Source organism: Acidisarcina sp., assembly GCA_035539175.1.
GTDB lineage: Bacteria > Acidobacteriota > Terriglobia > Terriglobales > Acidobacteriaceae > JANXZS01.
Map to the genome: position 1 here is coordinate 724499 of DATLIY010000007.1, position 26519 is coordinate 751017.

A 26519-nucleotide genomic window follows, 5' to 3' on the forward strand; every position below is an offset into this window, starting at 1 on the left:
AATGACACTGACTAAGAAATTCTTGCGACGCTATAGTAATCTGCCGTCTCTCATACACCTCCTCTCTACGAAGGCGCTGACCTTTCTTGATCCAGAAACTTGGGATGATAGGAACGACTCACTGTTTATGCGCCTGTATAAGGAGAAGAAGCAGCTCGATACCCTATTAGCAGTCTGCTTCTCTCAGGAGACCGAGACTTATCACCATTGGAGCGTGTTCGCTGCTGGTTCGAGTGGCGTATGCATCAGCTTCCACAAAGAAGAGCTCTTGGCAGAGTTGAATCAATACGGCGGGATCAGAGGGAGGCGAGTTTCATACATTCCCCTGAGTGAACTCGCGCAAACTTCGAAAGGTATCACTAACCTTCCCTTTATGAAAAGAGCTCCGTTCAAGCCAGAATCGGAATACCGTGTGATCTTTGAGGATCAGGGCAAACCTAGATCCTATGTCGATATCGACATTCCGCTCTCTTGTATCGATCGTGTGTATCTGAGTCCATGGATGCCGCGGTCAGTTGCCGAGTCGGTTAAATCTGCGCTAAGGGAACTCGGTGACACAGAGGACATCGAGGTCGTTCGATCCACATTGATTGAGAATGATCGATGGGCCAAGTTCGGGAAGTCAGTTGTCGGTGAGTTCGAGGATGAATCGCATTCTCATCATCTAACCAAACACTGAAGGGATATAGACCTTATCAGGATTTGTTGAGTCGGTCACTGTCTCTATACCTCATTCTCAGACTTCCCAGGTTCCGGGTAGAGCGACTATTCGTATCGCACCGCACGAAAACTTGGCATATCTACCCTGATTACAATAAGATGGACGGCAACGCATCTATTATGCTAAGCAGGATGTGCCTGTGCCAAGCGACCTATTCTCAAAATGGTTGGAGCCTGGTTCCCCGTCTGGCACGGGGATCGACTACTTTGTCGAAAAGAAGGACGGCCAGGAGATCGGTCTAGAATTACTGAGACCTCTTATGGCGGACCACTTCGTTGGAGAAGTGACCGTCCTAAAGTTAGGCGGCTATGAGAAAGCCTCCACCGTCCTCAAAAATAGTCTCCCCACGAACAAGCGCACACAATCTGGCGATCTGGGAGAACTGCTGGCTACGGAATACGTAAACTCGCAGACGGAATTCACTGCCCCGATTAAGAAGCTGAAATGGAAGAGCGACCGACAGATGCCGATGCATGGGAATGATGTACTCGGTCTCAACTACACAAGCAGTCCGCGCAGGATTCTCAAATGTGAATGCAAGAGCCGGAATCAATTCGGTGACAGTGCCGTCACCGAAGCCAGCAATGGCCTTGATGGCTTCGACGGGCGACCTAACCCATCTACTCTAGCATTCATCACGAAGCGATTGTTTGAAGATAATAGGGACGATGAAGCAAAGATGTGGAGCGAGCTTCAGACCAAGGACCCGCTCCCAGCCAAGAATCTCATCCAGATGGTTTTCGCGCTTGGCGGCAACGATCCGACTCCATCTCTCGCAAAATGCCCTAAGGCAAAGGTCAATGGCATACAGCGACAACACGCGGCTATTAGGTTATCGGCTTATGCAGACTTCATGAAGGCGGTCTACACCGTAGATGGCAAATAACGTCGAGACGATTGTCGAACGATTGAACGAGTTGATTGCCCCGACGGCTCGGGGACGACTCTTGGCTAAGGGCCTGGCCCGCGGGCTTCTCTGGCGCGACGGAGTGTTGCCGTTTGGGGCTCCCGCGTTCGCTCCTTCACTTACTCTTGATCTATTGGATTTCGGCTATGGGGTGCTGGTCCTCGCTCTCGAATTGCGCGACGCAAATCGAACACGCGAACCGGGCACCGCATTCCTGACATCGGATGCTTTTCGTGTCGCGGCGGAAGCGATCGAGTCGGCGGTGCGCAGGGATACGGGCGAGAGTCGAGACAGAGGCAGGCATCTGGTGGTCAGCGCGACCGCATTTTACTTGGCAGGCTATGCTGCCCGTTCGTACTCCATGCTGCCAGTCCCGGCGCTAGAGGCGAACCTGTCTACTCAGGAACGTTGTCTGGCCTTGATTCTGCGGAAGGATATGAGCATCCTTCGGGAGCAGGTGATCGGCTGGTTCTCCGACGCAACCAGGAGCGACGACCAGATCGCGGCGCGTCTATTGAACGCGGACGACGCGTTCGATACGGATGAGGCAGTTGTTATTGCTGCGACGAATGCCTACGTTTGGGCAATTGGGACAGCGGACTCGGGATTGCTCTTCGGGAACAGAGAGCTATTCGAGAGCGCGATAGATTTGCTGAGGCGGCTTGTCGCCGCGTCTGCTCAGAGCGGCCAACTGTCGACCTGGTGGGTCGCAACGCTCACTTTGCATCTTCTGGAAGATCTTTGGGATTCGAACCTGCATCAACGTTTGCCGCTGGAAGGCCCAAGCGCTGGGCAGGAGGATTGGCCGAGACTACGCTCGAATTTCATCGCTCAGATGAGCGTAAGGCGTCCGCCTCAAATGGAATTGTGGCCGTCCCAGCTCGATGCAGCAAAACGAGCGATCGATCTAACCGACGATTTGGTGATTGCTCTTCCGACGAGTGCTGGCAAAACGCGGATCGCCGAACTTTGCATCCTGTGTACCCTAGCGAGCCGAAAGCGCGTGGTTTATGTGACGCCTCTACGCGCTCTTTCGGCTCAGGTTGAACGCGTATTGGCTCGTTCCTTCGTGCCGCTTGGATTTACTGTAACCTCGTTGTACGGCGCGGCCGGCGCAACGATAGCGGACTCACAAACCCTGGCAAGTGCAAGTATCGTCGTTGCAACGCCAGAAAAACTCGATTTCGCGATGCGTCAAGATCCAGATGTACTAAACGATGTTGGTCTGATTGTCTTCGATGAAGGTCATATGATTGGCCTTGGAAGTCGCGAACTCCGGTACGAGGCGTTAGTTCAAAAGCTGCTGCGCAGGGGCGACGCCCAGCAGAGGCGCATTGTTTGTCTGTCCGCAATGTTCAACGCAGAAGACCCGTATTTCGAAGATTTCACGAAGTGGCTACGCAGCGATGAGCCCGGCGCTCCGGTTCAGGTCTCGTGGCGTCCCACCCGCCAGCGTATTGCGACGCTAGATTGGGCGACATCATCTGAGTCGGCATGGTTGAACTTCCGGGAAGAAGATGCATTCGTACCGAATTTCGTAAAGATCCGTGCAGCGAAAGGACGTCGGCGCAAGAAGTTTCCGAACGACGAAGCGGAGTTTCATGTCGCGACAGTAGATGCGTTCGCGGGAGATGGCCATTCCGTTCTCGTGTACTGTCCCGTCCGCAAACAGACCGAGAGTTTGGCGAAGGCATTTCTTCAGGCATCGAAACAAGGCTATTTGGACCACGTTCATCCATTGGCGGCGTCCGATTTTGAGTTCGCCGCTGCGATTGGGCGTGAATGGCTTGGCGAGTCTCATTGTGCATACAGTGCGCTTCAGGCGGGCATTGGAATCCATCACGGAGCACTTCCCAGGCCGTTTCTGAGTGTTATCGAACAGCTTCTCCATCAACGAAAGCTCCGCGTTGTGATCGCGTCGCCAACGCTCGCTCAAGGCCTCGATCTGTCGTGCAGTGTTCTTGTGTTCCGATCTCTTCAACGATACGAGCAGGGGCAGTGGAAATGTATCCCGGAGGCTGAGTTCTCCAATGTGCTCGGGAGAGTTGGGAGAGCGTTCGTCGATCTCGATGGGATTGCGGTACTTCCGAGTTTTGACGCGAGCAAGAGAGAGAGCCTGCATAGGGATTTTTCCCACCTCATCAAGGAATCGACTGGACAGCGCCTTGTAAGCGGACTCGCGCGTCTTGTTATGAATTTGGTTCATCGAATTGCTTCCTTGCTTGGGGTCCATCCGAATAATTTCTCAGAGTACATTCTGAACAATCCGGCACTTTGGGATGACCCGCGTCTTTCTGAGTCGAATGACGAAGAGGAGGATGAGTCGGAGGCGACGACGCAGCGTTTATCCGCTGATCTTGCCGACTTGGATGTAGCAATCCTATCCACCATCGATCAACTCGGTGCCGATGTTACTCAGATCGCCACTCTTCTGGACGAAACGCTCAACGGATCTCTTTGGAGGAGGACGCTCAATCGGCATAATGAGCCGACGCAGTCGGTTGAACGGAATGTGTTGATTTCGCGGGCGACGTGGCTATGGAATCGGACCTCGGCCCAACAGCGATCGGCACTGTACGCTTCGGGACTTGGCATGGAACCAGGTCTGTTTCTTGACAACCATCGCGATAGATTGATTGACAGTCTGGCAGATTTGCACTCAGCCTTTGTAGCCGGTGACGCGCAGTTGGCAGGCGAAGCTGCCGTCCATTTTGCGCAAGTTGTGCTGAGGCACGCGTTTTTCGGCGTAAGGACGTTGCCGGAATCCTGGGAAACTGCCCTTCAAGAATGGATCGCTGGAGTCCCGGCGGCAGAGATTCTGAAGGATCGGACGGGGCATGACGCCAATCGAATACAGGTCTTCCTGCAAGATGCCATATCCTTCAAGTTGGTATGGGCCGCAGAGGCCGTGCGCGTGCAGGCAATTGCGATGGCGCATCCCCGGTTCACCGAGCTTGGGGAAGGCCCCGCACTTGCATTGACCTATGGCGTAAGCAGTCACTCTGCGGCGCTTCTTTGCCAGCTTGGATTGGCTTCGCGGACCGCCGCTATCTGGGCGACCGAGAGGGCGACGGCTCAGTTCAAGGACATACTCGGAGCGAAGCTTTGGCTTTCGAAAAATGAACAACTGTTGGCACAAAGGGACTTCTGGGATAGCAACGACCAGCACTTGTTGTGGAATCGGTTTGTAACGCGAGAGGATATCGATTCGCCGCGGGAGTGGAAGCACCTGCAAATGTCTCTCGATGTTCAATGGAATGGAGTCCCTCTACCGCCAAAGACATTCGTGAGAGTCATTCCTAAGGCGGACAGCACAGGAATGGTCTGCAACAGTAACTTATGGCCAGTGGGTCGGATATCGATGCCGTTCGACTGTACTGGGTGGCACACAGAAGCAATGACCGGCGACGATGGAAAACTGTTGGTTACGCTGTACGGTCCAGCGAACTACGCAATGAACTGACGAATACTCGTGATAGCATGACAGCCTCCATAGATCGCGTACTAAAGGCAAACAGGCAGGTATTTTGCGAACCGCGGCCAATTGAATGTGGCAGCTGAATAGCCTCGTATCGCCAATGGAGAAATGGAGGCGGTTCCGGTTATGCTTCAAGAGGACAATATGGCACACATCTGATCTGTTCTGGATGGAAATAATGAAGCGTGTTGCGCTGCTCTGTTTGTTGGCCTTCGGGGTAGTTCTGGCAGTTGCTCAATCGAGTTCTGTGCGGAAGGATATGGCTGCGCCTGAACCCACAATTGGGGCGAGTCAGGCAAGCGCACCGGTCTATTCAGTTTCGCTCCTCAACGACAACTCATGGCACTTCTGGCTGCCTTTTGTGTTTAACGTGCTTGTCGCATGTGGTGGCTTCGCATCGGTGTTCTTCCTCTACCGGCAAACGAAGGCGGCTACGCTGAATGCAGAAGCTGTGCTAAAGGGACAACGAGCATGGCTTCTCGTGAAACCTGAACCCTTGGACGTGAACTCTTATCGAAACAGAATCAAGATCGAGGGTGAGCGGGCAGTGCGAGAGCTTAAGCTCGCCATTAAAAATGTTGGGGTCACACCAGCTCAGCTCCAGGCAATATCAGCAAGAGCTGTATTGCAGGAGTATGGATCTCCCGCTAGAGAAGAGCCTAAGTATGGGGAGGAGCAGGCTCCTGCTACTCGCTTGCTCGTCCCCAATGATTCGATAGGTCACTTCGTGCAAATAGAAACTGACTACAACATGAGCGAGCTTTCTCAGCGAATGGTGTCGGGCGAATTCACTATTCACATTTACGGCTATGCGCGTTACCTGGACGTTTATGACCGAGAACACCGAGTAACCTTCGGCCTGCGCAGAAAAATAAAGTGGGAGAATGCCGCGATGACTCCGTCGGTGGTGGATGAGTATTGGCCTCCACAGTATAATTCGGCCACCTGAGCGACAAGTTGATCGATGGCTCGAACGGGGCTCAGGGGCATTGGGAAATCGTTTCGGTTTTCCCTGAGTTCGCGTCGCCAGGAATAAAAAGATAGATCACATTTACCCGGTCATCGAGAGACTATTTGTCTTAACCTTATAGAGCTAATCCAAGGCCAACAGATCGCGTTTCTGTTAACGCCGCCTTCCGTGCGCCCGCAACTGAAACTTGGCTCGTGCCAAAATGAATAGCAGAGGCCTTGGACACATCGCGGTTCAGACTCTCAGCGAGATTGGCCGCATTGTTGGTATAAATCTGTGCGTCGTGCGAGGCGCGTGAGACAGAGACATACGCGAAGCGCGAATTTATCAATTCGGGGTGAACCTCCGTGTCCATATTGACCAAGACACGCTCTGCGGTGAGTCCTTGCGAGCTGTGTGATGTCACGGCATAGCCGTGATCGAAGTGACGCATTTCGCTGGCGTCGAACCGTATAACCCCGCCTTTCGGACCTTCCATTCGGACGCTTATATCGTCATTTTCTCCGATACTCTGAATGGTGCCGAGATCACGATTGGCAACCTGCAACTCTTTCGATGGTGCAGTGAACTGAATTTTGTCTCCTACGGCAAACTCTCGCTCAATTTCACGGTAAGCGGCGATGCCGCGAAGCCGTGATGGGTTATAGGTCACTTGCTTGCCGTCTTGCTTTCGCACGGCAATCAGATTTTCTGCCGGGTTCGTGGTGACAACCTGGGCGTAGCTTCTGGCCTCGATGCCGTGCTCCTTGCTGCCGCGCACGTAATGCAGGACGTCTCCGGGCTGATAACTTGCGGCCCATTCGCGATCAGCCCCGGTCATATCGTTGCGGGGAACGAGAACGCGTACAGAATGATCAGTTCCGTCAACGATGCCAAGCGTTTGCAATTCTTGCCGCACCGCCTGATTGATGGCCCGTCGCGAAGCATTGTCGGGGGAAACGACCAGAGTCTTTCCAGGGTGCGCCGCGTACTGTTTTGCGATCGCCGCAACACGCTGCTCTGGGTCAACAATTTCTGTGATGCGTCCTTGCTGCGCTAGGAGTTCGACACCGATAGCGGTTTTGTGGTTGGACAGATGCTCGACGGCTTTCAGCAATTCAGGATCTTTTTGGCGCATGATTTGGTCAAGCTGTACAGTCTTCATGCCTGCCTGCTGCAACTGCTCGAAAGGCTTTCCCGCATCGACTCCCTGATGCTGGCGCGAATCCCCAATTAGCAGGACTCTATCCTGCGGTTCGATCTTGTTCAGGAGGTCGCGCATCTGTTGCGTCGATGCCAGAGAGGATTCATCGACCATGTAGAGATGCCTGTTCCCAGGATCGCCGGCGGCCTGCGGACCGCCGCCTGCTAAGAAGCGTTGCAATGTAGCCGCCATAATACCGGCGTCGCGAAGTTGCTTGGCAGCCCGCGATGTCGGCGCAAGACCTTCCACGGAGTAGCCGTTCTGCTCGGCTCCCTGACGTATGGTCTCCAAAACCGACGTTTTGCCTGAGCCTGCTCGCCCCTGCAATCCCTGTATGCGGTCATACGAGGTGAGAACTTCCTCGACAACTCTCTTCTGCGCAGCATTGAAATGGGGATGTGAGTCTACGAGAGGGACCGCGCTCTCAATTGGCATGATCTGCGACATGCGCCCTTGTCCATCCTGTATCCGTTCGACGATTTCATTCTCTGCCTTGATAGTTGCCGCAGTGGTGAACCTGCGCCCGGCCTCATGCGCGTTTGCAGGAACTTGCTTGAACTCACCGGAGGCAACACGCGCCTCGAAATTGGCGCGGACCTGAGGGTAAGTCATCTCGCCCATCCCCCGACGCAAAGCATCGACATAAAGAGCGCGTTCGTCGATGACGGCTTCGCGCTCAAAGCTCTTATCGCGGGCAAAGGTGATGGCTTCACGCACCTGCTGATGGCGCACCGGCTCCGGTCGCTCCTGGGCCTGTTCCATCGTGCGCTCCTTGGCTACGGCGACAACCCTTGCGGCCTGATTGCCGAACTCCTCGGCGATCTGTCTATGCGCGGCCAGGATCTGATCCGGCGAGAGGATGACTTTCTTGTCGCGTGTGTTATGGGCGGCAATCTGCGCGGCCTCGGGGCCTGTGAAACCACTGCGAGAGAGAGCTTCCTCGATCTGCTGGCGACGCGGACTAGAGGCATCAAGGTATTCCTGCGTGTAGCCCTTGATGTCTGGTGCTCCGCTCTTTCCCGGCTCGATTTCATAACCGAGTGCGCGGAGCTTGTATGTGAGATGGGACTGGTAAACAGCGGTGGCGAACTGCTGGCTCTCAAATAAGGAGTGTGGCTGTAACGCCCGCATTTTGCCGTTCTCACGCTCGGTCATATTGAAGATGACGACATGCGTATGGAGCTGCGGCGCGGCGTATCCATCGACGGGACGAGCGGTATCGTGCTCGAATTTGGCAGCGGCAAACTTCCCGGTGGTTTCGGCGGGATTATTGCCGCCGATCCGCGCCTGTGTGTACTTCTCCAATTCGTTCAGTGCGACGTTGACAGCCTCCCGATGTGCCTCGCGCACACGCTCGTCGCCGCCGACCAGGGCTGTCAGTGAAATGGACTTCGGCGCTGAGAATGTCGCGTCCCAACCGGCGCGGTGCTCGACTGGAGAAACCATCTTGCCGTCCGTATTCTTATATTCATGGACAGTCCGATGGAGGACCACCTGATGGCCGGTTTGTGGATGTTGGCCTTGGGAGAGACGAGCGAACTCCTCCGCGCCAACGGCCCCCGCCAGCGCGAACTCCTCCGAGAGCTTGCCGTGCCATTCCCCCTGAATGGTGTCGCCCTGCTTCCAGTAGTTCTGCTCGGCGGCGGTGAACTCCTTGGCATGGTAGGTCTGAGCCTGGCTTGCAGAGAGCGGCTTCGAGATGTTCAGCATTAGAGACTCCATCCGTCCTGAACTGCGACGTGTTCCTCATGGGTATCGGGAATCGCTATGAGGTCGGGTTGAATTGACTTCGCGGTCGAAGGCTCATTTGGCTCAGGCGCGGGCGTAGCGGTTTCCGGCTCCTGCTTCAATTCCGACTCCGGTCTAGTGCTGCGCACTGCCTTGGGATCGTATGGCAGCTTGTCGTCCTGGCGTTCGCGTAGCTCAAAGGGTTCGGCCACCTCCGGCATATCGAAGTACGGGAAAGAGAAATATGTCACATAGTTTTGATACTTCATAAATGCGTGCAAGTCGGGGAGACCGGAGATTTCGGATTCCAGTACCAGCGGCTCAACCTGTCTATCAATGGTGAAATTGCGCCCTGCTCTTGTGCCGTCGAAGTGCGTCTCGCGCAGCCGCTCGATTTCGACCTTACCTATGAATTTCGAGACCCACTCTCCGGCATTTGGCTCCTTCGTCGTGAGCCAAACGCTCGTCGCGGGTTGCGACAGCATCACTTCCGCCAAATGCCCATACAAGTACTCCAGCTGCGCCTTGCCCTGAAAGCCAAGCACGACCGGGTTGCGCCCCTTTCTCCCTTCGGTAATTGCCGTGTGAAGCTGCGGCAACTTCTGCAAGCTCGCCAGCTCATCAATGACGAACCAGACCCGTTTCTGGTCTTTGGTGGGTTCATTCAGCAATCGCAAAACCAACCAGTCAATCCACAAGCTCTGCAAAGGCCGCAAGGCTTCGCGCTCGGCTGGAAGCGATGTAATAAAGATCCACCCCTGCCGCTTCTCCGCCCATTCGGTAGCCGTCCATGCACCATTAGCTTCCTCTCTTTTGGGTAGCAATCGCAGACTGTCCGCAACAAGGCCGAGAGAGCCGAGAACACCAGCCCTCTGCTGGTGGGCCTTGGGATCGATCAGATGCGCGTGCTCGGTACCCTTGAGCCTGCGGTCTATCTCATCGGGGTTCGACATCCACTGGACTAGCTCGTCCGGAGTCGGCCCATAGGCCATGAGAAAAGCGAAGATCTTCTGCGGCGATTCGATAAAGAACTCGCCCTTCCGATCCTGCGGCGGTTGGAAGAGCGAGGCCGCCAACGCCTTTGCTTCGGAGCGGCTGCGCAGTTCCTCGGCCGGTCCCCAATAGGGGCACCGTTTATCGAGCGGATTCAGGATCACGTCTCCCCGCGATGGGTCGTAGAATCGCTTCACGAACTCCCGTGCCGGGTCATACACGATAGCCGAATCACCCCTTCCACGTACCTGCCGGAGCACCTGAAAGAGCATCGCGGACTTACCCGCTCCGGTATCGCCAATGATCTGCATGTGCTGTGCTTCGGCCTTGGCCGGAATCCGAATCATCTCTTTCATCCCGTCGGTCTTGAAGCCGATCCCGCTGCCCTTCACAGTCTTGTTGAATTCCTGGGGCGTCAGTCGCTCCGGGCCTTTCAAACGCCGGCCGTACTTCAGTGCTTTCTGCCGTTTCAAATCGAGTGCGACAGCGAACGGCAGCAGGAGAAGAAAGACTCCGGCACCGAGAAACGCAGGCGGTTTGACAAGAGCCGAAAGCTCCCGTCCGTTAAAGACGGCGGCCTTCAGGTACTCATGCAGCTTGGCATCCTGGTAGCTCCGGATCGGCCCGCGAAAGAGCAGGTCGTTACCACGCTGAAGTGCCGTGGTCGAGAGCGCCAGCGGGAGGTCGCGACCATCTGGTTCCGGTGTCTTTCCGTGTACCACATCCCCATTCATCACCGGCCCTGGCTTCAGTCCGTGGCCGCTAAGAAATAGCATCCGGTACTGGCTACGATGCGTCCGGCTGAAAGCTCCAAGGACCGAGGTACGCGCATATACCGGCATGTAGAACCACTGCAATGGCGCGGAGAAAAACCGGAGCCATCCAAACACCAAAAGCACGGTGAGAACGACCGCCACAAAGATCGCAGTATAGGTATAGATGGGCTTGTTCTGCGGCCAGATGATCGTCTCTTTGCGACCCCAAATTGTCTTTGGCATGGCTACCTCCTCCGCGCCGAGACCATCTTCTGAATGATCTCCACTTTGCGAGTGCCGATATGTTCGAGCAGCTTGTCGAATGCTTCGGGAGACATCTGCTGTCCATTTGCGAGCGGGCGGAGGACATTGATGAGCAGAAGGCGTATGCCTACGATTTCCTCCAAGAGTGGATCGGCAGAGGCACTCCGCAACTCGCGGAGGATCACATCCCGCATCCATTCACTGCGGGCCTGCCCCAATCCTTCCGCGTGGTCTGTAACCTCCCGATGCTCATCCTGGGTGAGCTTCACCGTCACTGGACATACGCGATTGGCCGCGCTGTCGTCCTCGGAAATTGCGACATTTTCCGGGTCGAGAATTGCCATAAATTACCTCGAAATCTCAGGTGCACCCAGGTGCACCTGAATTTGCTATGTGGCTGGTTCTAAACAGGTGCACCCAAGTGCACCCTGCATGACCCTGTGAGGGGTGGAGTGTCGAGATACACCCGGTGCGCAGCACCGCTTCCATATCGCCACAGATGTAGATGGAGGGTCATGCCTTCGATCCCGCCACAACCGCCGTAGTTTGGGGTGCCAATGGAGCCGCAGAAACCGGCTTCTTCGTAGTCGCTTCCGCGCCGTCGTTGGCGTTGGCTCGGCGCACTCGAAGCGTGGGCGTGATCCTCTGCGCTTGAGGCGACTTCAGGTAGTCCTGAAAATCGCGATCCTTGGCAAACACATGCTTCAGCGATTCCTCAACAACATTGTCTGCCGGGGCCTTGATAAAAGCCGCGTACTGATCGACGAGCAAAGCCGTCGAATCAGTGAGGCGAATCGAAGCGCAAACGTGGCGAGTTTGGGTTACTTCTAGTAGTGGCATTGGGTTCTCCTTTGGGTCTGAAATCAAGCGGATTTTCTGCGGACAATCATGCGTTCTGCCGTAGTCGCAATCTCCCGCGCACGAGCTGAGCAAATGGCAGCGGGAAGTTCGAAGCGTCGGCGTGATTCGAGCATCGTGATGACGTCGCCAAATCGGATGCCTTCAATGATCCATAGTTGAGCCGAAGCGACATCGACGGTGCGTTGGGCGTAGTACAGAGGATTTGGCTTATCTAGGCGGCGTGAGGCCAGTTCTCGGGTCAGCTTTGCTGCATCTTTGCCGTGGGCAAGCTCGCGAGAAACCCATGCCCAATCGTTCTCCGAGTTGCTGTGCCTCGATTGTGCATTGCTGGGTGGATTCTCCCGCGCGATCAGCAACGCATTGACAGTGCCGGCTTCTAGCCTGAAATCCTTTGGAGTCCAGACGGAATCGTCCGGGTATTCAACTTCGACTCGGCACGCCGGATCATACTTACGGTTCAGAAATCCAGGGACGCGTAGAACGCGGTTGCAATCGGTGCAAGCGGGATCGCCACCGAAGGCGATAGAGAGCAGTTTGAGCATCTGTTCTTGCCCCGCAAAGTCGAAGCCCTCGACCCGCCAAAGCACCTGATACTTGTTAGGCGATGTTGAGAGAATTGAGGTGGGCGGCGGCACCAGTTCGGATGCCCGAAGCGCAGCGAGGCGCACGTCCCCATCCTCGTCAATATCGAGGTACAAATGCCGGACAGAAGAGATGCACGCTTTGGTGCGCCTCCGGCTGCCAGGCCGCAGCGGGTTCGCCGTGACATAGATGTTGTTGCGGCCATGCTGGTTTTCGTACGAGAGCCATGCCATATAGCGGGTCTCCAAGACACGCTCCACTCGCACGACACGTTGCATCGGAGCCGCGCAATTCTGATTTCTAATCAGGATCGCAACGGTCTCATCGGGGCCAAAACAGCGTCTTAGGAAACCGGCAGCGATTTGACTCATAGTGGCACTTCTCATGAGAAAGATTGTGTTGGGCTTGGGCAGTAGAGAAGCCCGGCGCAGGCCGGGCTTCTCACGTGAGGGAGCGGCCTATGCGGCCGCGTCCTCGTCGGGAGCTTCATCGAACTCTTCCTCTGCGGCAGACCGTTCCGCGCGGTCCAGCTTGAGGATGGATGTCACCCGGATCGTGTCGGTCTTCACGCCCTTGTATTCCGAGTGCTGAATCTTGCCCTCGATCTGGATGTGGGCGCCCTTCTTGAGCTTGCCGGCGAACTCGGCCAACTTGCCGAAGACGATGAGGCTATGCCATTCGGTGCGCTCGTTGTACGTGCCGGTCTCTCTGTCCTTGCGGGACTCCTTGGTTGCAAGGGAGAGCGTGCTGAACTGCTTGTCGTGTTTGCCGGTGCGAACAACTGCATCGCCGCCGAGAAAGCCCATGAGGATTACTTTGTTCAGGTACATAATTGTGTCTCCGTTTTGAGATTCCCGATCTGCTCGGGTCACACCTGGCGAAGCCTAGCGAGTGGGTCCGACTCCCAAGGCCGAAGTTCTGCATTTACGGAGGGTCCGGCACAGCCGGAAACCGTAACCGTAGGCGGCGCAATGCCGGGCCCCTGCGCGCGTTTGTTGCGCGGTTGGGTGGAAGCCGAAGCAGAAGAACAAGCCTGCCGCCGGGCGTCGGATTGACCCCGAAGCAGTGACCGCGCAGAAAGCGGGATACATACGGGAGACACCCGCCTGAACAATCCTGCTCATGCGCTTTATGGTGATGCTGCAAACCGGCAAATGCGGCCCGCTCACTTTCGCCAAGGTTCCCGCAGAGAGCCGCAAGTGGACCCCGAATGCGGATGTCTTCAGCTGGCCTTCGTCATGCTCAAGCACCCCCACTCCGGTCGAGAGATTCGGCTGCGATTTGTCTGTGAGAAGTACCATGACGATTCGGGTCCAATCCTCACCTCATGCCGCCGCTGCCGCCGAGGGAGCACGATAGAGTTCATCTGTCTCAAAGGACTGTTCCGCATGGCTGTACCCTCTGACAGCGATAAGCTCTCGCACACGGCGCTGGCCTAGATGATCGCGCTCACAGTACAGGACGAAATCGATCGCTTCTGCCGTCTCCGAACGGATGAACGAGTGGTTTAGGTTGGGGTGAGCACTCAGGGCAAGATCGGAGAGCCGATTCAAAGCATCCCATGCGCTCTTTGCATGGATGGTCGAGAGCGTTCCGCCATGTCCCGTATTCATCGCTTGCAGGAGGTCATAGCCGCATTCATCCCGGATCTCGCCCATGATGATCCGGTCGGGACGATGGCGCATGGCAGCGGCGACGAGCTGGCTCGGAGTCACGGCAACCTGGCCAGGAATTGCCTCGACCGCTTCCCAGCGAACCGCATTCGGATGTGTCAGTTTCAATTCGGCAGGTTGCTCGATAACGATGAGCCGTTCATGCAAGGGGACATGATCCAGCAGCGCTTTCATCAAAGTCGTCTTACCTGAACCCGTCCCGCCGCTGATGATGCCATTCTTCCGCTCTGCGATCATGCCGGCTACGGAGTCACGAATCTGCTCCGGCAAACTGCCGGATTTGATGAGTTCGTCCGAAGTGAACCACCGATTGAATTTTCTGACCGTCAGGGTTGGGCCATTGATGGAAGATGGAGAGCCCACGACTGCTACCCGGGAGCCGTCCGGCAGGCGTGTATTGAGGATCGGATTCTGACTGGTCAGGTCCTGTCCAAGGATGCGGGCAACACGCTCAATCGCAGCCTGCAGACGGTCATTTGTGTAGGGCGTGGAAAGGGTAATCTTCTCGATCACGCCACCCCGATCCGCATAGATTCCTGTCGTTCCGTTAATCATCAAGTCCGAGATGGACGGGTCCAGCAAGAGTGTCCGCAGCTCCTCGGGAAAGAACGGCAATATCAGCTCATAGCTCATCGCGGTGCTCCTGCCGTTGGCGAGGTAATCCTTGCTGTGGCCGAGGACAAGGCACCCGGCGCAAGCGGATCGACTGAGACTCGGTTCTCATGGAACTCAGTGATCGTCAAACCGAGCGGGTTGATGAACTCGTATTGCGGGTAGATCTTGGCCTGATCGCTGACCTGTTTTGGGTTCAGGTAGTAGGTTAGGCTGAGCATCCAATGCTCGGTCCTGGGCTCCCTCGAATGGCTCGGGGAGTAGAGCTTATCCAGTGCCAACAGAGCCGTGCCGCGCGCCAGGATTGCGCCCTGTATCGTCTCCTGCGACATGGAGGTGATGGTTACGTTCTTCACCTCAACATCACTTTGCTCAATCTGACCGCCTGCTACTTGCGAGACAAGGTGATTCTGGTTGTCGTCGGCCATCAACTGCGAGGCAAGACTGCCGGACAGAAAGTAATAGTTGAGCGGGTATTTCTTCGCGATAGTGTCGCGGTTGATCGTATAGCGATAATTCGCCCAATCGGTGACGTACGTGCGAACCTCTCCCTCACGAGGACTGTAGTTCAAATCGCTGTACTGAATCGCCTGGGCGCGGCCCATCTCGTCGATGCGGATGTAACGATTCACGAGAGGACGGTGGGCGAGAGAGAAGTTGAACCACATTGAACCGCAAAGCAGAACCGTTCCACAAGTAAGGATGAGGCGGTAGGCTTTGCGCTCGGCATAATGTGAGGAATAAACCTCGTTGCCGATCTGATCCGTGAGCAGTGCGTGCTCTGGTGTCAACGTGGCGCGTTCATGGGCTGCTTGGCTCGTGGACATGGGGATGATGGCTCCTTTCCTGCACTGCGTTTAGGACGACATAGGCGTAGATTGCCCCGGCGACGAGACAGCCGACAAGCACCGCCAACAGGATGTATCTGAATGGCCGGGCAAGGCCCAGCCGGTGCATCGCCTTTACACGAAGAAGAAAAGTGAACACGTTTATCCGCCTCCGCTCATGACTGCCGTAGACGCTACGCTTCCGGCCAGCTTGGTAATGTTCTCGGAAAGGCCGGCGGCCCCGCCGAAGATCGCCTGCGTCATGCTCGGGATGTAGAGCATGTTGATGATGAAGGCGATGAATACCATGATGCACGGAATGAGATTGGCGAGCCACATCTCAATCGAGTAATTTCCGTTGAATGTCTGTTGGATGAAAGCATTCATGAACCCGCCCCACACGAAGATAAAGGCGGCTGCCACAGCGCGAATCATGGCAAAGCTAATCAGGACATCGAGGAAGTGGAAGAACTTCGCGCGGAAGGTCTTCGTCATCAACAATGGAACAAAGATCGGACCGAATAGCGCCGTGACTCCATAAAGGATGAACGCGCTGCAATTGATCACAAATAGGATGGCGGATGCGATGCCGAGTAGTCCCTGCACGACGAAATAACAGAGGATTTGAACCGGGGCCATCAGCGATGGCATCGCGGTATTGTCGCCAGCGGTCTTGAGTAGCTGGAGCAGGTTGTCGAGCGAGTTCTGATCGAACGCCGCAACCATCGCCTGCGCGATGTACGAAAAGAAGTGATTGATACCGAAACTCGCGCCCGGGAACGGATTCACCCAGTAATTTTCGAGCAGGCAGCAAACGGTGAGGCGAACCAAGAAGTTCACCAGGTCACCCGCATGGATAGGCTGCGCGTGAAAACGCAATGTCATGGTCTGGGTATTCCAATTCACGACCATGCTGATGAGGGTGAAGAGCGAAATGCAAGCCAGCTCCGTGAGTCCAAGCTGCGTAAGCGCACCACCGTTCTGCGTCGTCAGATTGGTCAGATTGTTGGTGAATTGATAGAGCCAATCTACGCCGGAACTCGCGCTTGGAAGCGCCTGCGCCAATAGAGCCACGGAAACCATATCGCCCCTCCCCTCGATGACAATCAGGGAATGTATTTCTGCCAAGTCTTGCCCTCTTTTGCGGCCGCAGAATTGTGCTTTTTCTTGTCCGCCTCTACGCGCCGACGAAACGCTTCATCTTCGGCCTTCCGTTCTTCGGACTCCTTCTGCTGTTGCTGAAGGATAGCTGCGGCTTTCGCGGCAGCGGCGGCGGCTTTCGCCGCCTCATGCCGCTGATAGGTGATTGCGCCCCCAATAGCGGTAAGAGCCGCAAGGATCGCAAGCAGGATTTTGGTGTTGATCGCTTTCAGCATGAGCGCCTCCCTTATGGAAGATAGGTACTCCAGGTCCTACCTTCGTTGGATGCGCTGGTGTCATTGACTGAACGCTGCTGCTGCACGAAGACAGCGGTGTTTAGGTCTTCGACGTGGGCGTTGCGACGCTCCATATTCGTAAGCGTCATCTGTGAGGCCAGGCAGGCTTGCAGTCTCCCTTGGGCCTGCATTTCAGCGGCTTTCTGCGCTTCCGCAGCGTTCAGAAGGTTGAGCTGTTGGACCTCGCTGTTTGAGCTGTCGCCGCCGTCAAATTGTTGCGAGAGCAGCGCGTTGTTGGCTGCGAGGTTGCCGCTTCTCTCGCTGCGGTACTGCCCCACAGAAGTGAGGCAGTCGGGAGAGACCGAATCCGAGGTTTCAATCAAGGCAAGCTGTGAGGTGCGAGAGCCGCCAAGGGAATGGATAGCAAGGTACGCTGGAGCACCGCCATTCAGGACCACAGTCGCGGCTTTCCATGCCGTACTCGACGCCGACGGTGAGTTGGTGTTGAGTGCGACGCTCATACCCGAGGTTTCACCAAACATGTTCGCGACATTCACATTTTCGAGAGCATGGAGCGTTGTCTGCCACTGTCGCTTTACTGAGAAATGGGTGATGTTGTTCTTCAGCATGGTGTACTGCGTCCGCAATGTGGTGAGTTGGGAGACGAGACTTCCGTAGCTGGTGGGGTCGAAGACGATGTCTCCCATTCCAAACAGAGCAAAGCCGGGTGTGGCGGTGAAGAGCAGAGCTGCACTCGCCCCGATAAGCCATTTGCGCCGGTTTGTCAGTGTGACTTTCATAGAGCCTCCTGTGGTTGAGTTGAACTACATGCACTGCGGGCAGGTCGGGTCGAACCTGTCCAGGGAAAGTGCGCGGATATGTTGCGCGTTCGTGACAGCCTCGGTGGACCGGATGCAGATCCACGCGAGGGTGTTCCTTCCAGTACCTGTCCCAAGGAACAACAGGGAGAGAATGATCGCACTGATAATCCCGGAGACTTTGTAGGCGCGATCAAACTGAATCATGTGTACGTGGCGGTCCTTCATTGCAGATCCCTCCCTAAAGGGTCGGATCGACGCGGTGCTCTGCGTAAGATGGAATTAGCAGGTCCGTGCCGATGTAGACGCGAGCACGTGAGCCTTCTTTGAGCGTGATGATCGGCAGGCGGTTGAGGAACTGATTCAACACTTGCTCGCCTTCGACGGCCGATTGTTCTGAGATTCCATTCCGAATCTGCACTGAAGGATCAAGAACGCTGCCGCCGTTACCGATCTGCGCCAACCCGCCCAAGCCACCGATAGCGGCGGCAGCGGCGAACGCCTGCAAATAGCCGTGGTCCACTTTTGTGGCGAGTCCCGTCGTGCCGATCTGATCGAGGCCGATGTATTTGGCAAACTCCAGCGAAAAGCCATCGGGACAGATTGCCCGGTGGAAGGTCACGAACATCTTGCGCTGTTGTGCATTCCCGACGCTTTGCACGTCGCCAAGCAGCCGCGTGCCTTGCGGCAAAAGAAGCTGCTGATGGTCGTGGGAGTAGAGATCCGTCGTGAGCGAGACCATGATGGGGCCGCTGAAGCCTCCGTCGATGTGGTTGGTCACCACTCCCTCAAGCACTGTCCCCTCGAAGATGCGATAAAGGCGACCTTCATAGGTGTCGAAGTCGTACCCGGCCATCGCCTTGCCCTTGTTGTCAGCCTTGCTTCCATCACTGACAGGCTTCTCATTCCCTGGGCTGCCAGCGCCGAGCGGAGCCGTTCCTTGATCGGTATCTACCGTCGCTGTCGCTGGGCCAGTGCGCTCGAAATCAATCGCCAGCGTGTCACTATTGATTGCATCCTGTTGCTGCTTTTCCTTGGCAAGCTGCTTCTGCTTGGCTTCGGCCTGCGCCTGAGACATGTTCGACGTGTGCTGAGGAGCATTCGGACTGTCACCATAAATGGCTGAGCGCTGTGCGGCGGTCATCGGCGGCGCACCGCCGGCCTCTGGGCCGGGAACGCCTTCGGTTTCCTGAAGTTGCCGCAGGGCTGCATTGAGTTCTTGCTGATGCTGCCGCGCCTCGGCATCGCGCTGCGCCTGCAACTGCTGTTGTGATTCAAAGCTGCTGACCTGCTGCGCGTTCGGAGCTGTCGGGCGCATGGGCAACGCGCTCGTGGGAGCACTCTTCTTGTTGCCGCTCAACAGACTTGAAAGATTCGCGATGCCGATCAGCCCGATGATGACGACCAGGGCGATTATGACCGGCATACTCCGTCGCAGCGGAGGCTTCGACTCCGGCTGTTGGGGGACAGTTGCAGGGATGTTCTGATTCAGCTCCGACATGGCTACCTCGCCTCCTCGGTGCGATGAAACTCGACCTTCTGTTTGCCGATGGCGAGATAGCCGTTATCCAGTTCTTTCGGAATCGTGTACAGCCCGTTCGAGAAATCGAAGTTGATGAGCGACGGTTTCTTGTCTTTCACCTCATACAGGGCGGGTGTCTCCTGAAACTGACCACGCAAATAGGTGAATTTGTCATCGCGCCAAATCGTCTGCAAACCAAGCTCTTTGCCTTTTGCTTTGTCCCACGTGTAGTCGAAGTGGAGCGATCCGGGGTATCTGCTGCGGTACGCCTCCTCTTGTGTCTTTTCCGCTTTCAGCGTGGCGTCCAGAGCCGCCTGCGCTGCGGCTGTCTCCTGCTTCACCTTCTCCAGTTCAGCGGCGGGCACAAAAACAGGCATCTCGGCTAGCCTGTCCTTCGCAGCCTTGTCACCGGGTGTAATGAAGATTTTGGAGTCGAAGTGTGGATCGTCGTCGCCGGACACCTCCCGCAACTGGAGCGTATATTCGTTGCCGTGGTCCGAGACGATATGAACGTCCGTCGTGCTCCCCGCGATTTTCGGCTTGATGCTGACAAACCGGCTTGCGACATGGCCGCCGTCAAACACCCAATCCACTGTGTCGCCGGCAAAGACGTTAGCCACCTTCTCCTCCGCCGGGAGCAGGATCAGCGTCGATTGGAGCATCCCAGCGCGAATCACAGGGGGCGTGTCCGCCTCGGATACGGTGATCGTGCGCGGCGCATTGGGCTGGAGGTGCTTGGCATCTGGAGCGCCGGGGCCGGAGGCAAAGGCGGCGGTTGCAGAAAACCCGAGTCCGCAAGCGATGAAGATGATGATCGGTGGTCTCATTTCCCTGTGGTCCTTTCGGTTAGGCAGACTCACCCTGAGCGAATCTTGCAATCCCTTCGGTGAGTCCGTACTTTGCGATCAGCTTCGACCGGCGGACCCGGTCCTTTGGCTTGGTGGTGAAGGTCGCATAGCTGCGCGAGTCGAGATTGAAAACAAACACTTTTGTGAGCCTATCGCGGCGCATGTAGAGCGCTTCGCGCTCCTGCAAGCTCTCGAAGAGAGCGAGCTGCTGTTCCGTCATCTTGAACAGATCGGCGTACCGCTTACGATTGAACGTCGCGTCTTTCAGAAACAGGAACGACGTGCAGGAGTTCACAATGCTGTCGGCGTTCTCACCGAGATCTTCTGCGGATTGTCCGATCATCGTGACGCCGCCAAGGTTCTTACGGACGGTTTTGATGGACGCGAGAGCAGCTTCCAGCAGCTGGCGATTCTTCATCGACGAGAAGATTTCCTCGATCAGGACGTGCTTGGGCACTCCGAGGTTCGCGGGATCGTAGAGCACATCGTTGATGCGATGGAGCAGCCAGACCATCACCGGCTCAATGAGGTCCGCATTCTGCTCGTTGTTCACTCCCTGGAAGTCGAAGCACTGCACGCGGGACAGTGACAGACTGTCTTCAACGTTGTCGAAGACTGCACCGTAGACGCCCTTGCCGACCCATTTCGACAAGTAGCGGTCGAGCTTCTTCGGGAGGAAGAGGTTAGAGAGTCGGCGGTTCTCTGGGGCGAGCAGGTAGATGTCCTGAACCGCCTTGTGGACTACGTCGTCGTCCTCCGGCTCCAACTCCGCGCCGCCATTCGTCAACAAGAGCTTGATGAAGCTGAAGAGAAATCTGACATTGGCCTCAGTCGGCTCCAAAGCGAAAGGGGCAACGCGAGGCCCGTCTTTGCCGATGCGGTCTACACGCCCACCATACAGGTCGACTACGCTTTCGTAGCTGCCTCCGATGTCGAAGATGTACGTAAAGCCGCCGTACTTCTGCTCCAGCGCGACGGTCGCGTTCCCTATCACGCTCTTCCCCGAGCCGGTCGGGCCGATGATGAGCATCACGCGCACTCCGTCCACGTACACATCCTGAAAAAACGGCGTCCGTGTACGTGTCTCGAACACATTGAGGTATTCGGAGTCGAGATCGTCCGAGTGCAGATGGCCGATGTGTGGCGCAAACACCGACGACAGCCGCGCATGATGCTCCTCGGAAAGCCACATCGGAAAGACGTTGAACTTCCCGTTGCCGGGGAACATGGCATAGAAGGCACAGAGGTTGCCAAGCGTCTCTTCGATCACCTGCGCTCGTGCATCGACGAAGATCCGATGTACGGCCGGCGCGGCATTGCGAAGTTGTTCCGGGCTATCGGCGGCAAGCAACAGGCGCAGCGAATATTCGCCATGCGCCTTCTTATCCAGTTCGCGGATGACAAGGCTCAAATCATCGACACTGCTGTTGGCGGCCTTCGCTCCGGCACCCGTTTCAAGCGAAGCCGTATCCCGCCCGCTCATCACACGCGCCAAGACACCAACCTTAAAAAACGAGATGAACTTCTCCTGTGCGTCTATCTCGTGCCGTGCGGCGGCTGTTGACTTCGGCCGCCAGGTCGAGCACAGCACACTGTCGCAATCGAGCGTCAACAGACCGGAGAAGAGACATGGCCTCGACGCCTCCGGAGTTGTCTTGAGCGAGAACATCTGTACGTGCCGTTTGCCTACGCGCAGATGATCGCTGTGCCATGCGACGGGATTGCTGACGATCTGGCGGTCTACACCTGTATCGTCGCGGAGCTGTGCCTGCGTCGTCCATTGTTCAAGGTTGAAGAGATAGGAAAAGAACTGAAACGCTCTGACCTTGTCCAGCATCCGCAGCCCCAATAGGCTGCCGAGGTGCGCCTCCAAGGTCGTTGCCGCTTTTTGAAGCTCTGCAAGCATCCGCGAAGTGACCGCGGAGTTCTCCTGCGGCTTGCGCTCGAAGGCTTTCAGTTTGGACGGCTCCAGCGTGAGGCACCAGTGAAGGTCAATGCGTCTAAATCCAGCGTTCTTCTCAAGAAAAGTGAGGCGATCATCGACGAACGCCTGCGTGACGGGATTGCCATACGCCTTCTGTCGTGGCAATTCGTAGCCGGACATCACGCGCGTGTACTGATACAGGCACGAATCCTGCAGGAGTCCCCGCAACGCGCCTTCAATTGAACGCATCCGAGATTCGAGTTCCTGATCGGTCAAGCTCTCTTCGTCGATGCCTGTGAGCTTAAACAGGCATCCGTAGCCCCCGCCCTTAAGGGCGAACATATTCGGGCCAATGAAGCGCGCAATCGGAACGATGCTGCAAGCGGCACCGGCCTTTGCGAACCACGGAACGAATTTGGCGCGTTCAGTATTTGCGCGGGTCATAGTAGGATTTCTGGCTGAGGCTCAGGCCCCAGAGTTGAAACATCTTTGGGTGTTTGCGGACGATGAGCCACGCTGCTATTGCTAGTGTGGGGAACGCCATCATCGCCAGAAGACGAAACCCAAGGAGGAAAACCGTTACGCAGACGAAAACAATCGCCATCCATGCGCTGAGGTCCAATCCGAGCTTGGCTCGTGGCCGGTTAAGCGCCTGATTGATCGGTAACGGCTCTCCCCGCTTGGTCATGGGCGCACCTCACATGGACTGACCGGTCAAAGACCCGATCCATCCTGCGCCCCATCCGAGCACTCCGGCGCCGAACAGCGCGCCGAAGAGACCAGGAATTGCGTCTTGGAACCGACCGCTCATCATGCGGATTCCCGCAAAAATGAGGCCGCCGAGACAGATGACAGCGCCAGCGTACATCGCGAACGTTTTGAAGGTTGACATGAGTGTTTGCGCGCCAGAGAAGTCCATAGTTCCCTGGGCTTGGGCTGCGGTGGCGATCGCCACCGCAAACAGGTAGGGGGCGAATAGGCGTGCGAGACGGTACGGAATTGGCTTGGAGATGAAGCGTTCACTCTGTTTTTGTATCGGGAGAACGGGGTGGGATGTTTGGGGCATTTGCTCCTCCGGACGGCACTGGTGTTGGCCGTCATGTTTCGGAAGGTAATGCCACTGGGAAATTCCGTCCAAGACTTCTTATCTATAGTGCTATTGCTCTAGCCAATGACCGATGCTGTATGCCGATCTGGCAACAGCAAAGTGGGAATCCTTCCGGTGTTCCATAGGCACTCAGCTGTTTGTCTCTTCCCGCTCAGAGACTAGGGATTTGGCATAGACCGAAGACTTGTGGTTCTGGTTGACGTTTTTGCTGGAGCAGAGCCCGTTTGGCTGGATTAATTGCCTCTCGATAGTATGGGAGCATGAAATCCGCATTGAATGCACTGCGCCTTGTGTACCCGCCTGTTTCAAATCAAGAAGGCGAATGGTTAAAGAAGGATAGCGAAGTGGAAGAAATGCTCAGGCGCAGTGATCTCTATATGATCGGTCAACGCCGAGAAGCCAAATTCGTTTGGGACAAGCAAAATGTTCTAGGATTCGGAGTGTTCGGCGGGCAAGGAATTCGTTTCAAGTTCGAAATTCCAGGGGTGGCGACATCCGAGGTAGAACTCTCGATAGAAAAAGATCTTCGAAGTAGCAAGACCCTATATTACGACGTCGGTGACAAACACGTGCGCTGCTCCCTCAAGCCCCAAAAGGGTGAAGAGATCGGAGAGGTGGTCTGGTGGTATTCAACCGAATCATTGCTCTGGTCCAAGTGGCGGGGCGATCCGCGAATTAAAGGATTGGACAACTACAGAGAGTTCACCGAATACGATCTGCATTATGTGGGAATATCCACGGATCAGGATAGTTACGATCGCCTTCTAGCGAACGCCCATCACAAACGGGTAGCGATTCTCTCGAATGAAACTCAGTATGTCCCAGACGCTCGATTGACTGATGAAATCTACCTGTTTTTCTTTCAGTCCGACCCGCTTTTTATTCGCGCCTTCGACGAAGTAGACGATTTCTCAAGTTTTGGCGCACCGATGCCTTTCACAGAGAAGCAGGCATCTGCGGATGCTGAAAAGGCATTTAGCAAGCTGTTGCAGCCGGAATATAATACCGTCAGATTCAAAACATTCCCACGCGGGAAGAACGGCTTATACGGAGCCGGTTTAGCCCGATATGCCCATGTGATATGCGAAGATATCACGTTCAAAACCCCAACCGCACGGTTTAGGGGGAGCAGCTTTGATGACCTCTTACTAGGCCGAACGCCAGGAGACGCCATTCTCGTCTCAGGAGAAGAAGTAGAACTATATCAGCACAAATCAAAGGTGAATCGTCGAAGTGGCGAAAAAGCTCCAATTCTAGGGTCCCAAGGCAGTAGTTCTGCGAAACGTAATTAGGTGGCCAATGGCAGGTATACAGCGTCAGGACGCGCGGAAGATACTCAAGATTATCGCCAGTAGCCAAGCCAAAAATGAATTGCTGACCTATTCAGGATTGGCAGTGACCATGGGCCGTCCTGCTGACAACTCCCGCGCCATGGCATCCACATGCAATCTTCTTGATGCCGCGGCGTGTCTCGCAGATGTTCCGCTTGTCGCCATTGTGGCTGTTCGCTCGCAAACAGGCGAGGTCAATCCGGCCGCCTTCGCGAGAGAATTCGATGAAGCTCAACGGCAGAACATAATTCAGAGGTCTCAGAACCATAAATTTACGGCGGCTGACTTTCAAGCCATAGCAACGGGGCTAGAAGATCTGGGAGACAAAGGAGCCGTAAGGGCATGGCAATTTGTAGAGAATCTATATCCGGGCAATCTCCTATATCTCAGACTTATAGGTGATTACGCCGAGAGCAAGTCAAATGCAATCGACGATCTCGGTTCGGTCACACCAGATCGATCAATATCGGAAGTGTGGACGTATTCGCGTGATCCCGGGGTGCGTGAAGCAGTCTTGCTGCGGGCCAATGGAAGATGTGAATTTTGTGGAAAGCTCGGTTTCGTGAAGCCCGACGGAACACGCTACCTGGAATCGCATCACGTGATTGCATTGGCCAATGAGGGTGAAGACAGGGTCACGAACGTGATGGCGCTCTGTCCCAACGATCACAGGGAAGCTCACTTTGGAGAGAGGCGAGACGAGATCGAAGCACAAATGGTGCTCATGCTCAACACCTTGAATCCTTAGCACAAAGTTCGTCTTCGAAAGGTCCGTGTGCCCCTGGGCTGTGTGGACCTGAATGAGCGCCGTGATCTCTGATCCGTCATATCATCGTGCAGAATATTGAAGAAGGATCGGCTGGTGTTCTGATCAAGGAAGTCGAACCTCGGCTGATTACATCAGGCCCAATCACTTTTGACATAATCGCTTCCTTGCCTCTCACGGATCGGCACAACGACCCTCGGCAGAACATTACGCTAGCAGTTCCAGTTGAATCGATTTCAATGCACGTTGCTGAACCGGCATTTTTCGTAGCGGTATCCGTTTAGCTTTGGGAAGGTGCCGAAGAAGAATTGAGAGCGCAATATGATTGGCGCTCCCGTGATGTACGAACGCCGTGTCGGCCGTCCACCGTGCTCCTGCAATTGGTCTGGAAGTGAGGTCAGAAGGCAACGCAGTTCTTTCATCAATGAGAGCCAAACCGCACCGGCTTTGAACCATCATCTGAATGTCTGCTGGCGTGGCCGCGAGGCAGGACGCTTCCGGGCGAATCCCGATTTCCAGCAGCATCTCCATCAGTCGATGGTGTGCAGCAGGATGAGTCTCCGGATCGCGAAATACCTTCAGCCGACCGGCAAGTTCAGATGGTTGCACCTCTCGGCTTGACGCCAAGGAATCATCTGCCCTCATGCAGACTACGAGAGGATCGGATGCGACATGCGAGACGACCCAATTCGCACCCGTCACGGGCAACGGCATAATCGCTGCGTCAAGCGATCTCTCCTCCATTCTGTGAAGTAGTTGGACTGGATGGCCACCCGCCATCTGGATCGGACTGTCAGGAAAAAGGCGGGCATACGCCTGCCGCAATGATTGCACGGAGTCTGGATTGATAAAGCTCGACAAGCCGACGCGTAGGACCGGTATTTCGCCGCGATCCATCGCGCGAGCGGCGCTCACAACTTCGTCTCGCAGTTCCAGCGCTTCCTGCGCATAGGCGAAGAGCATCTGCCCTGCGGGCGTCAGACTGACCCCTTCTCGCCGTCGAACAAAGATCTGAACTCCGATCCCTTCTTCGAGAGCGATGACCTGCTGACTGAGTGTTGGTTGGGCCAGGAACAGGCGCTCGGAAGCCCGCGTAAAGTTGGCCGTTTCCGCAATCGCGACTATGAACTTGAGAAGCCTGAATTCAAGAAGGTCCGACACGGGTTTGATCTCCTGGGCTGAGGGTTTGGCAGAAGCACATCGCGCAGGCCCCTGTGGAAATCAGCGACGTAATCAGAGTCCCTTGGATGAATCAAGACTGTCAATCGGGCA

At 55.7% G+C, this 26519-nt stretch carries 24 protein-coding genes; 6 read left to right on the forward strand and 18 right to left on the reverse strand.

The features are described 5' to 3' along the window. The first annotated feature begins 1 nt into the window (after position 1). The 4 genes from VM554_05740 (at position 2) to VM554_05755 (ending at position 6055) form a co-directional block, all read left to right on the forward strand. Positions 2 to 679 (forward strand): hypothetical protein, encoded by a 678-nt coding sequence (locus VM554_05740; protein HVJ07865.1) that lies wholly within the window; start codon positions 2 to 4, stop codon positions 677 to 679. 181 nt (positions 680 to 860) lie between these two features. Further along, a complete protein-coding gene (locus VM554_05745) occupies positions 861 to 1607 on the forward strand; it encodes a Hachiman antiphage defense system protein HamA (GenBank protein HVJ07866.1) in 747 nt (248 codons plus the stop codon). Beyond that, positions 1597 to 5091: a DEAD/DEAH box helicase gene (locus tag VM554_05750; protein ID HVJ07867.1), complete on the forward strand. Its 3495-nt coding sequence runs from the start codon at positions 1597 to 1599 to the stop codon at positions 5089 to 5091. The genes VM554_05745 and VM554_05750 overlap by 11 nt, the downstream gene beginning before the upstream one ends. Before the next feature lie 193 nt (positions 5092 to 5284). After that, positions 5285 to 6055, forward strand: a complete 771-nt coding sequence (locus VM554_05755) for a hypothetical protein (GenBank protein HVJ07868.1) — start codon at positions 5285 to 5287, stop codon at positions 6053 to 6055. Between the two features lie 136 nt (positions 6056 to 6191). Here the strand turns inward: VM554_05755 and mobF are convergent, their stop codons facing one another. From mobF to VM554_05840, 17 genes are all read right to left on the reverse strand, one after another. Further along, a complete protein-coding gene (mobF, locus tag VM554_05760) occupies positions 6192 to 8969 on the reverse strand; it encodes a MobF family relaxase (GenBank protein HVJ07869.1) in 2778 nt (925 codons plus the stop codon). Next, positions 8969 to 10978 carry a type IV secretion system DNA-binding domain-containing protein gene (locus VM554_05765; protein HVJ07870.1) on the reverse strand — a complete coding sequence of 670 codons (2010 nt, stop codon included), beginning with the start codon at positions 10976 to 10978 and terminating at the stop codon, positions 8969 to 8971. The genes mobF and VM554_05765 overlap by 1 nt, the downstream gene beginning before the upstream one ends. 2 nt (positions 10979 to 10980) lie before the next feature. Next, positions 10981 to 11343, reverse strand: a complete 363-nt coding sequence (locus VM554_05770; GenBank protein ID HVJ07871.1) for a hypothetical protein — start codon at positions 11341 to 11343, stop codon at positions 10981 to 10983. A 169-nt stretch (positions 11344 to 11512) separates the two neighbouring features. Then, on the reverse strand, positions 11513 to 11839 hold the full coding sequence (locus VM554_05775; protein ID HVJ07872.1) for a hypothetical protein: 327 nt from the start codon (positions 11837 to 11839) through the stop codon (positions 11513 to 11515). A gap of 23 nt (positions 11840 to 11862) precedes the next feature. Beyond that, positions 11863 to 12828 carry a RepB family DNA primase gene (locus VM554_05780; protein ID HVJ07873.1) on the reverse strand — a complete coding sequence of 322 codons (966 nt, stop codon included), beginning with the start codon at positions 12826 to 12828 and terminating at the stop codon, positions 11863 to 11865. Positions 12829 to 12900: 72 nt separating this feature from the next. Further along, positions 12901 to 13272, reverse strand: coding sequence for a single-stranded DNA-binding protein (gene ssb, locus VM554_05785; protein HVJ07874.1), 372 nt, complete (start codon positions 13270 to 13272; stop codon positions 12901 to 12903). Positions 13273 to 13767: 495 nt separating this feature from the next. Then, on the reverse strand, positions 13768 to 14748 hold the full coding sequence (locus VM554_05790; GenBank protein HVJ07875.1) for an ATPase, T2SS/T4P/T4SS family: 981 nt from the start codon (positions 14746 to 14748) through the stop codon (positions 13768 to 13770). Beyond that, positions 14745 to 15554, reverse strand: coding sequence for a VirB8/TrbF family protein (locus VM554_05795; GenBank protein HVJ07876.1), 810 nt, complete (start codon positions 15552 to 15554; stop codon positions 14745 to 14747). Before VM554_05795 ends, VM554_05790 begins: the two co-directional genes overlap by 4 nt. 162 nt (positions 15555 to 15716) lie before the next feature. Then, positions 15717 to 16682 carry a type IV secretion system protein gene (locus VM554_05800; GenBank protein ID HVJ07877.1) on the reverse strand — a complete coding sequence of 322 codons (966 nt, stop codon included), beginning with the start codon at positions 16680 to 16682 and terminating at the stop codon, positions 15717 to 15719. Next, positions 16661 to 16930, reverse strand: coding sequence for a hypothetical protein (locus VM554_05805; GenBank protein ID HVJ07878.1), 270 nt, complete (start codon positions 16928 to 16930; stop codon positions 16661 to 16663). The genes VM554_05800 and VM554_05805 overlap by 22 nt, the downstream gene beginning before the upstream one ends. An 11-nt stretch (positions 16931 to 16941) precedes the next feature. Further along, a complete protein-coding gene (locus VM554_05810) occupies positions 16942 to 17730 on the reverse strand; it encodes a hypothetical protein (protein ID HVJ07879.1) in 789 nt (262 codons plus the stop codon). A 24-nt stretch (positions 17731 to 17754) separates the two neighbouring features. Continuing rightward, positions 17755 to 17976, reverse strand: coding sequence for a hypothetical protein (locus VM554_05815; GenBank protein HVJ07880.1), 222 nt, complete (start codon positions 17974 to 17976; stop codon positions 17755 to 17757). A 13-nt stretch (positions 17977 to 17989) separates the two neighbouring features. Further along, positions 17990 to 19249 (reverse strand): TrbI/VirB10 family protein, encoded by a 1260-nt coding sequence (locus VM554_05820; protein HVJ07881.1) that lies wholly within the window; start codon positions 19247 to 19249, stop codon positions 17990 to 17992. Between the two features lie 2 nt (positions 19250 to 19251). Beyond that, a complete protein-coding gene (locus VM554_05825) occupies positions 19252 to 20097 on the reverse strand; it encodes a TrbG/VirB9 family P-type conjugative transfer protein (GenBank protein HVJ07882.1) in 846 nt (281 codons plus the stop codon). A 19-nt stretch (positions 20098 to 20116) separates the two neighbouring features. Beyond that, entirely contained in the window at positions 20117 to 22486 is a 2370-nt protein-coding gene (locus VM554_05830; GenBank protein HVJ07883.1) for a hypothetical protein, read from the reverse strand. Next, a complete protein-coding gene (locus tag VM554_05835) occupies positions 22467 to 22730 on the reverse strand; it encodes a VirB3 family type IV secretion system protein (GenBank protein ID HVJ07884.1) in 264 nt (87 codons plus the stop codon). Before VM554_05835 ends, VM554_05830 begins: the two co-directional genes overlap by 20 nt. A gap of 9 nt (positions 22731 to 22739) precedes the next feature. Further along, positions 22740 to 23108, reverse strand: a complete 369-nt coding sequence (locus VM554_05840) for a hypothetical protein (protein HVJ07885.1) — start codon at positions 23106 to 23108, stop codon at positions 22740 to 22742. Positions 23109 to 23410: 302 nt separating this feature from the next. Between VM554_05840 and VM554_05845 the strand changes: the two genes are divergently transcribed. Both VM554_05845 and VM554_05850 read left to right on the forward strand, forming a co-directional pair. After that, positions 23411 to 24442, forward strand: coding sequence for a hypothetical protein (locus VM554_05845; protein HVJ07886.1), 1032 nt, complete (start codon positions 23411 to 23413; stop codon positions 24440 to 24442). Positions 24443 to 24449: 7 nt separating this feature from the next. Beyond that, on the forward strand, positions 24450 to 25229 hold the full coding sequence (locus tag VM554_05850; GenBank protein HVJ07887.1) for an HNH endonuclease signature motif containing protein: 780 nt from the start codon (positions 24450 to 24452) through the stop codon (positions 25227 to 25229). A 225-nt stretch (positions 25230 to 25454) separates the two neighbouring features. Here VM554_05850 and VM554_05855 read toward each other — a convergent pair whose 3' ends face one another. Beyond that, entirely contained in the window at positions 25455 to 26408 is a 954-nt protein-coding gene (locus VM554_05855) for a LysR family transcriptional regulator (protein HVJ07888.1), read from the reverse strand. Positions 26409 to 26519: the final 111 nt, after the last annotated feature.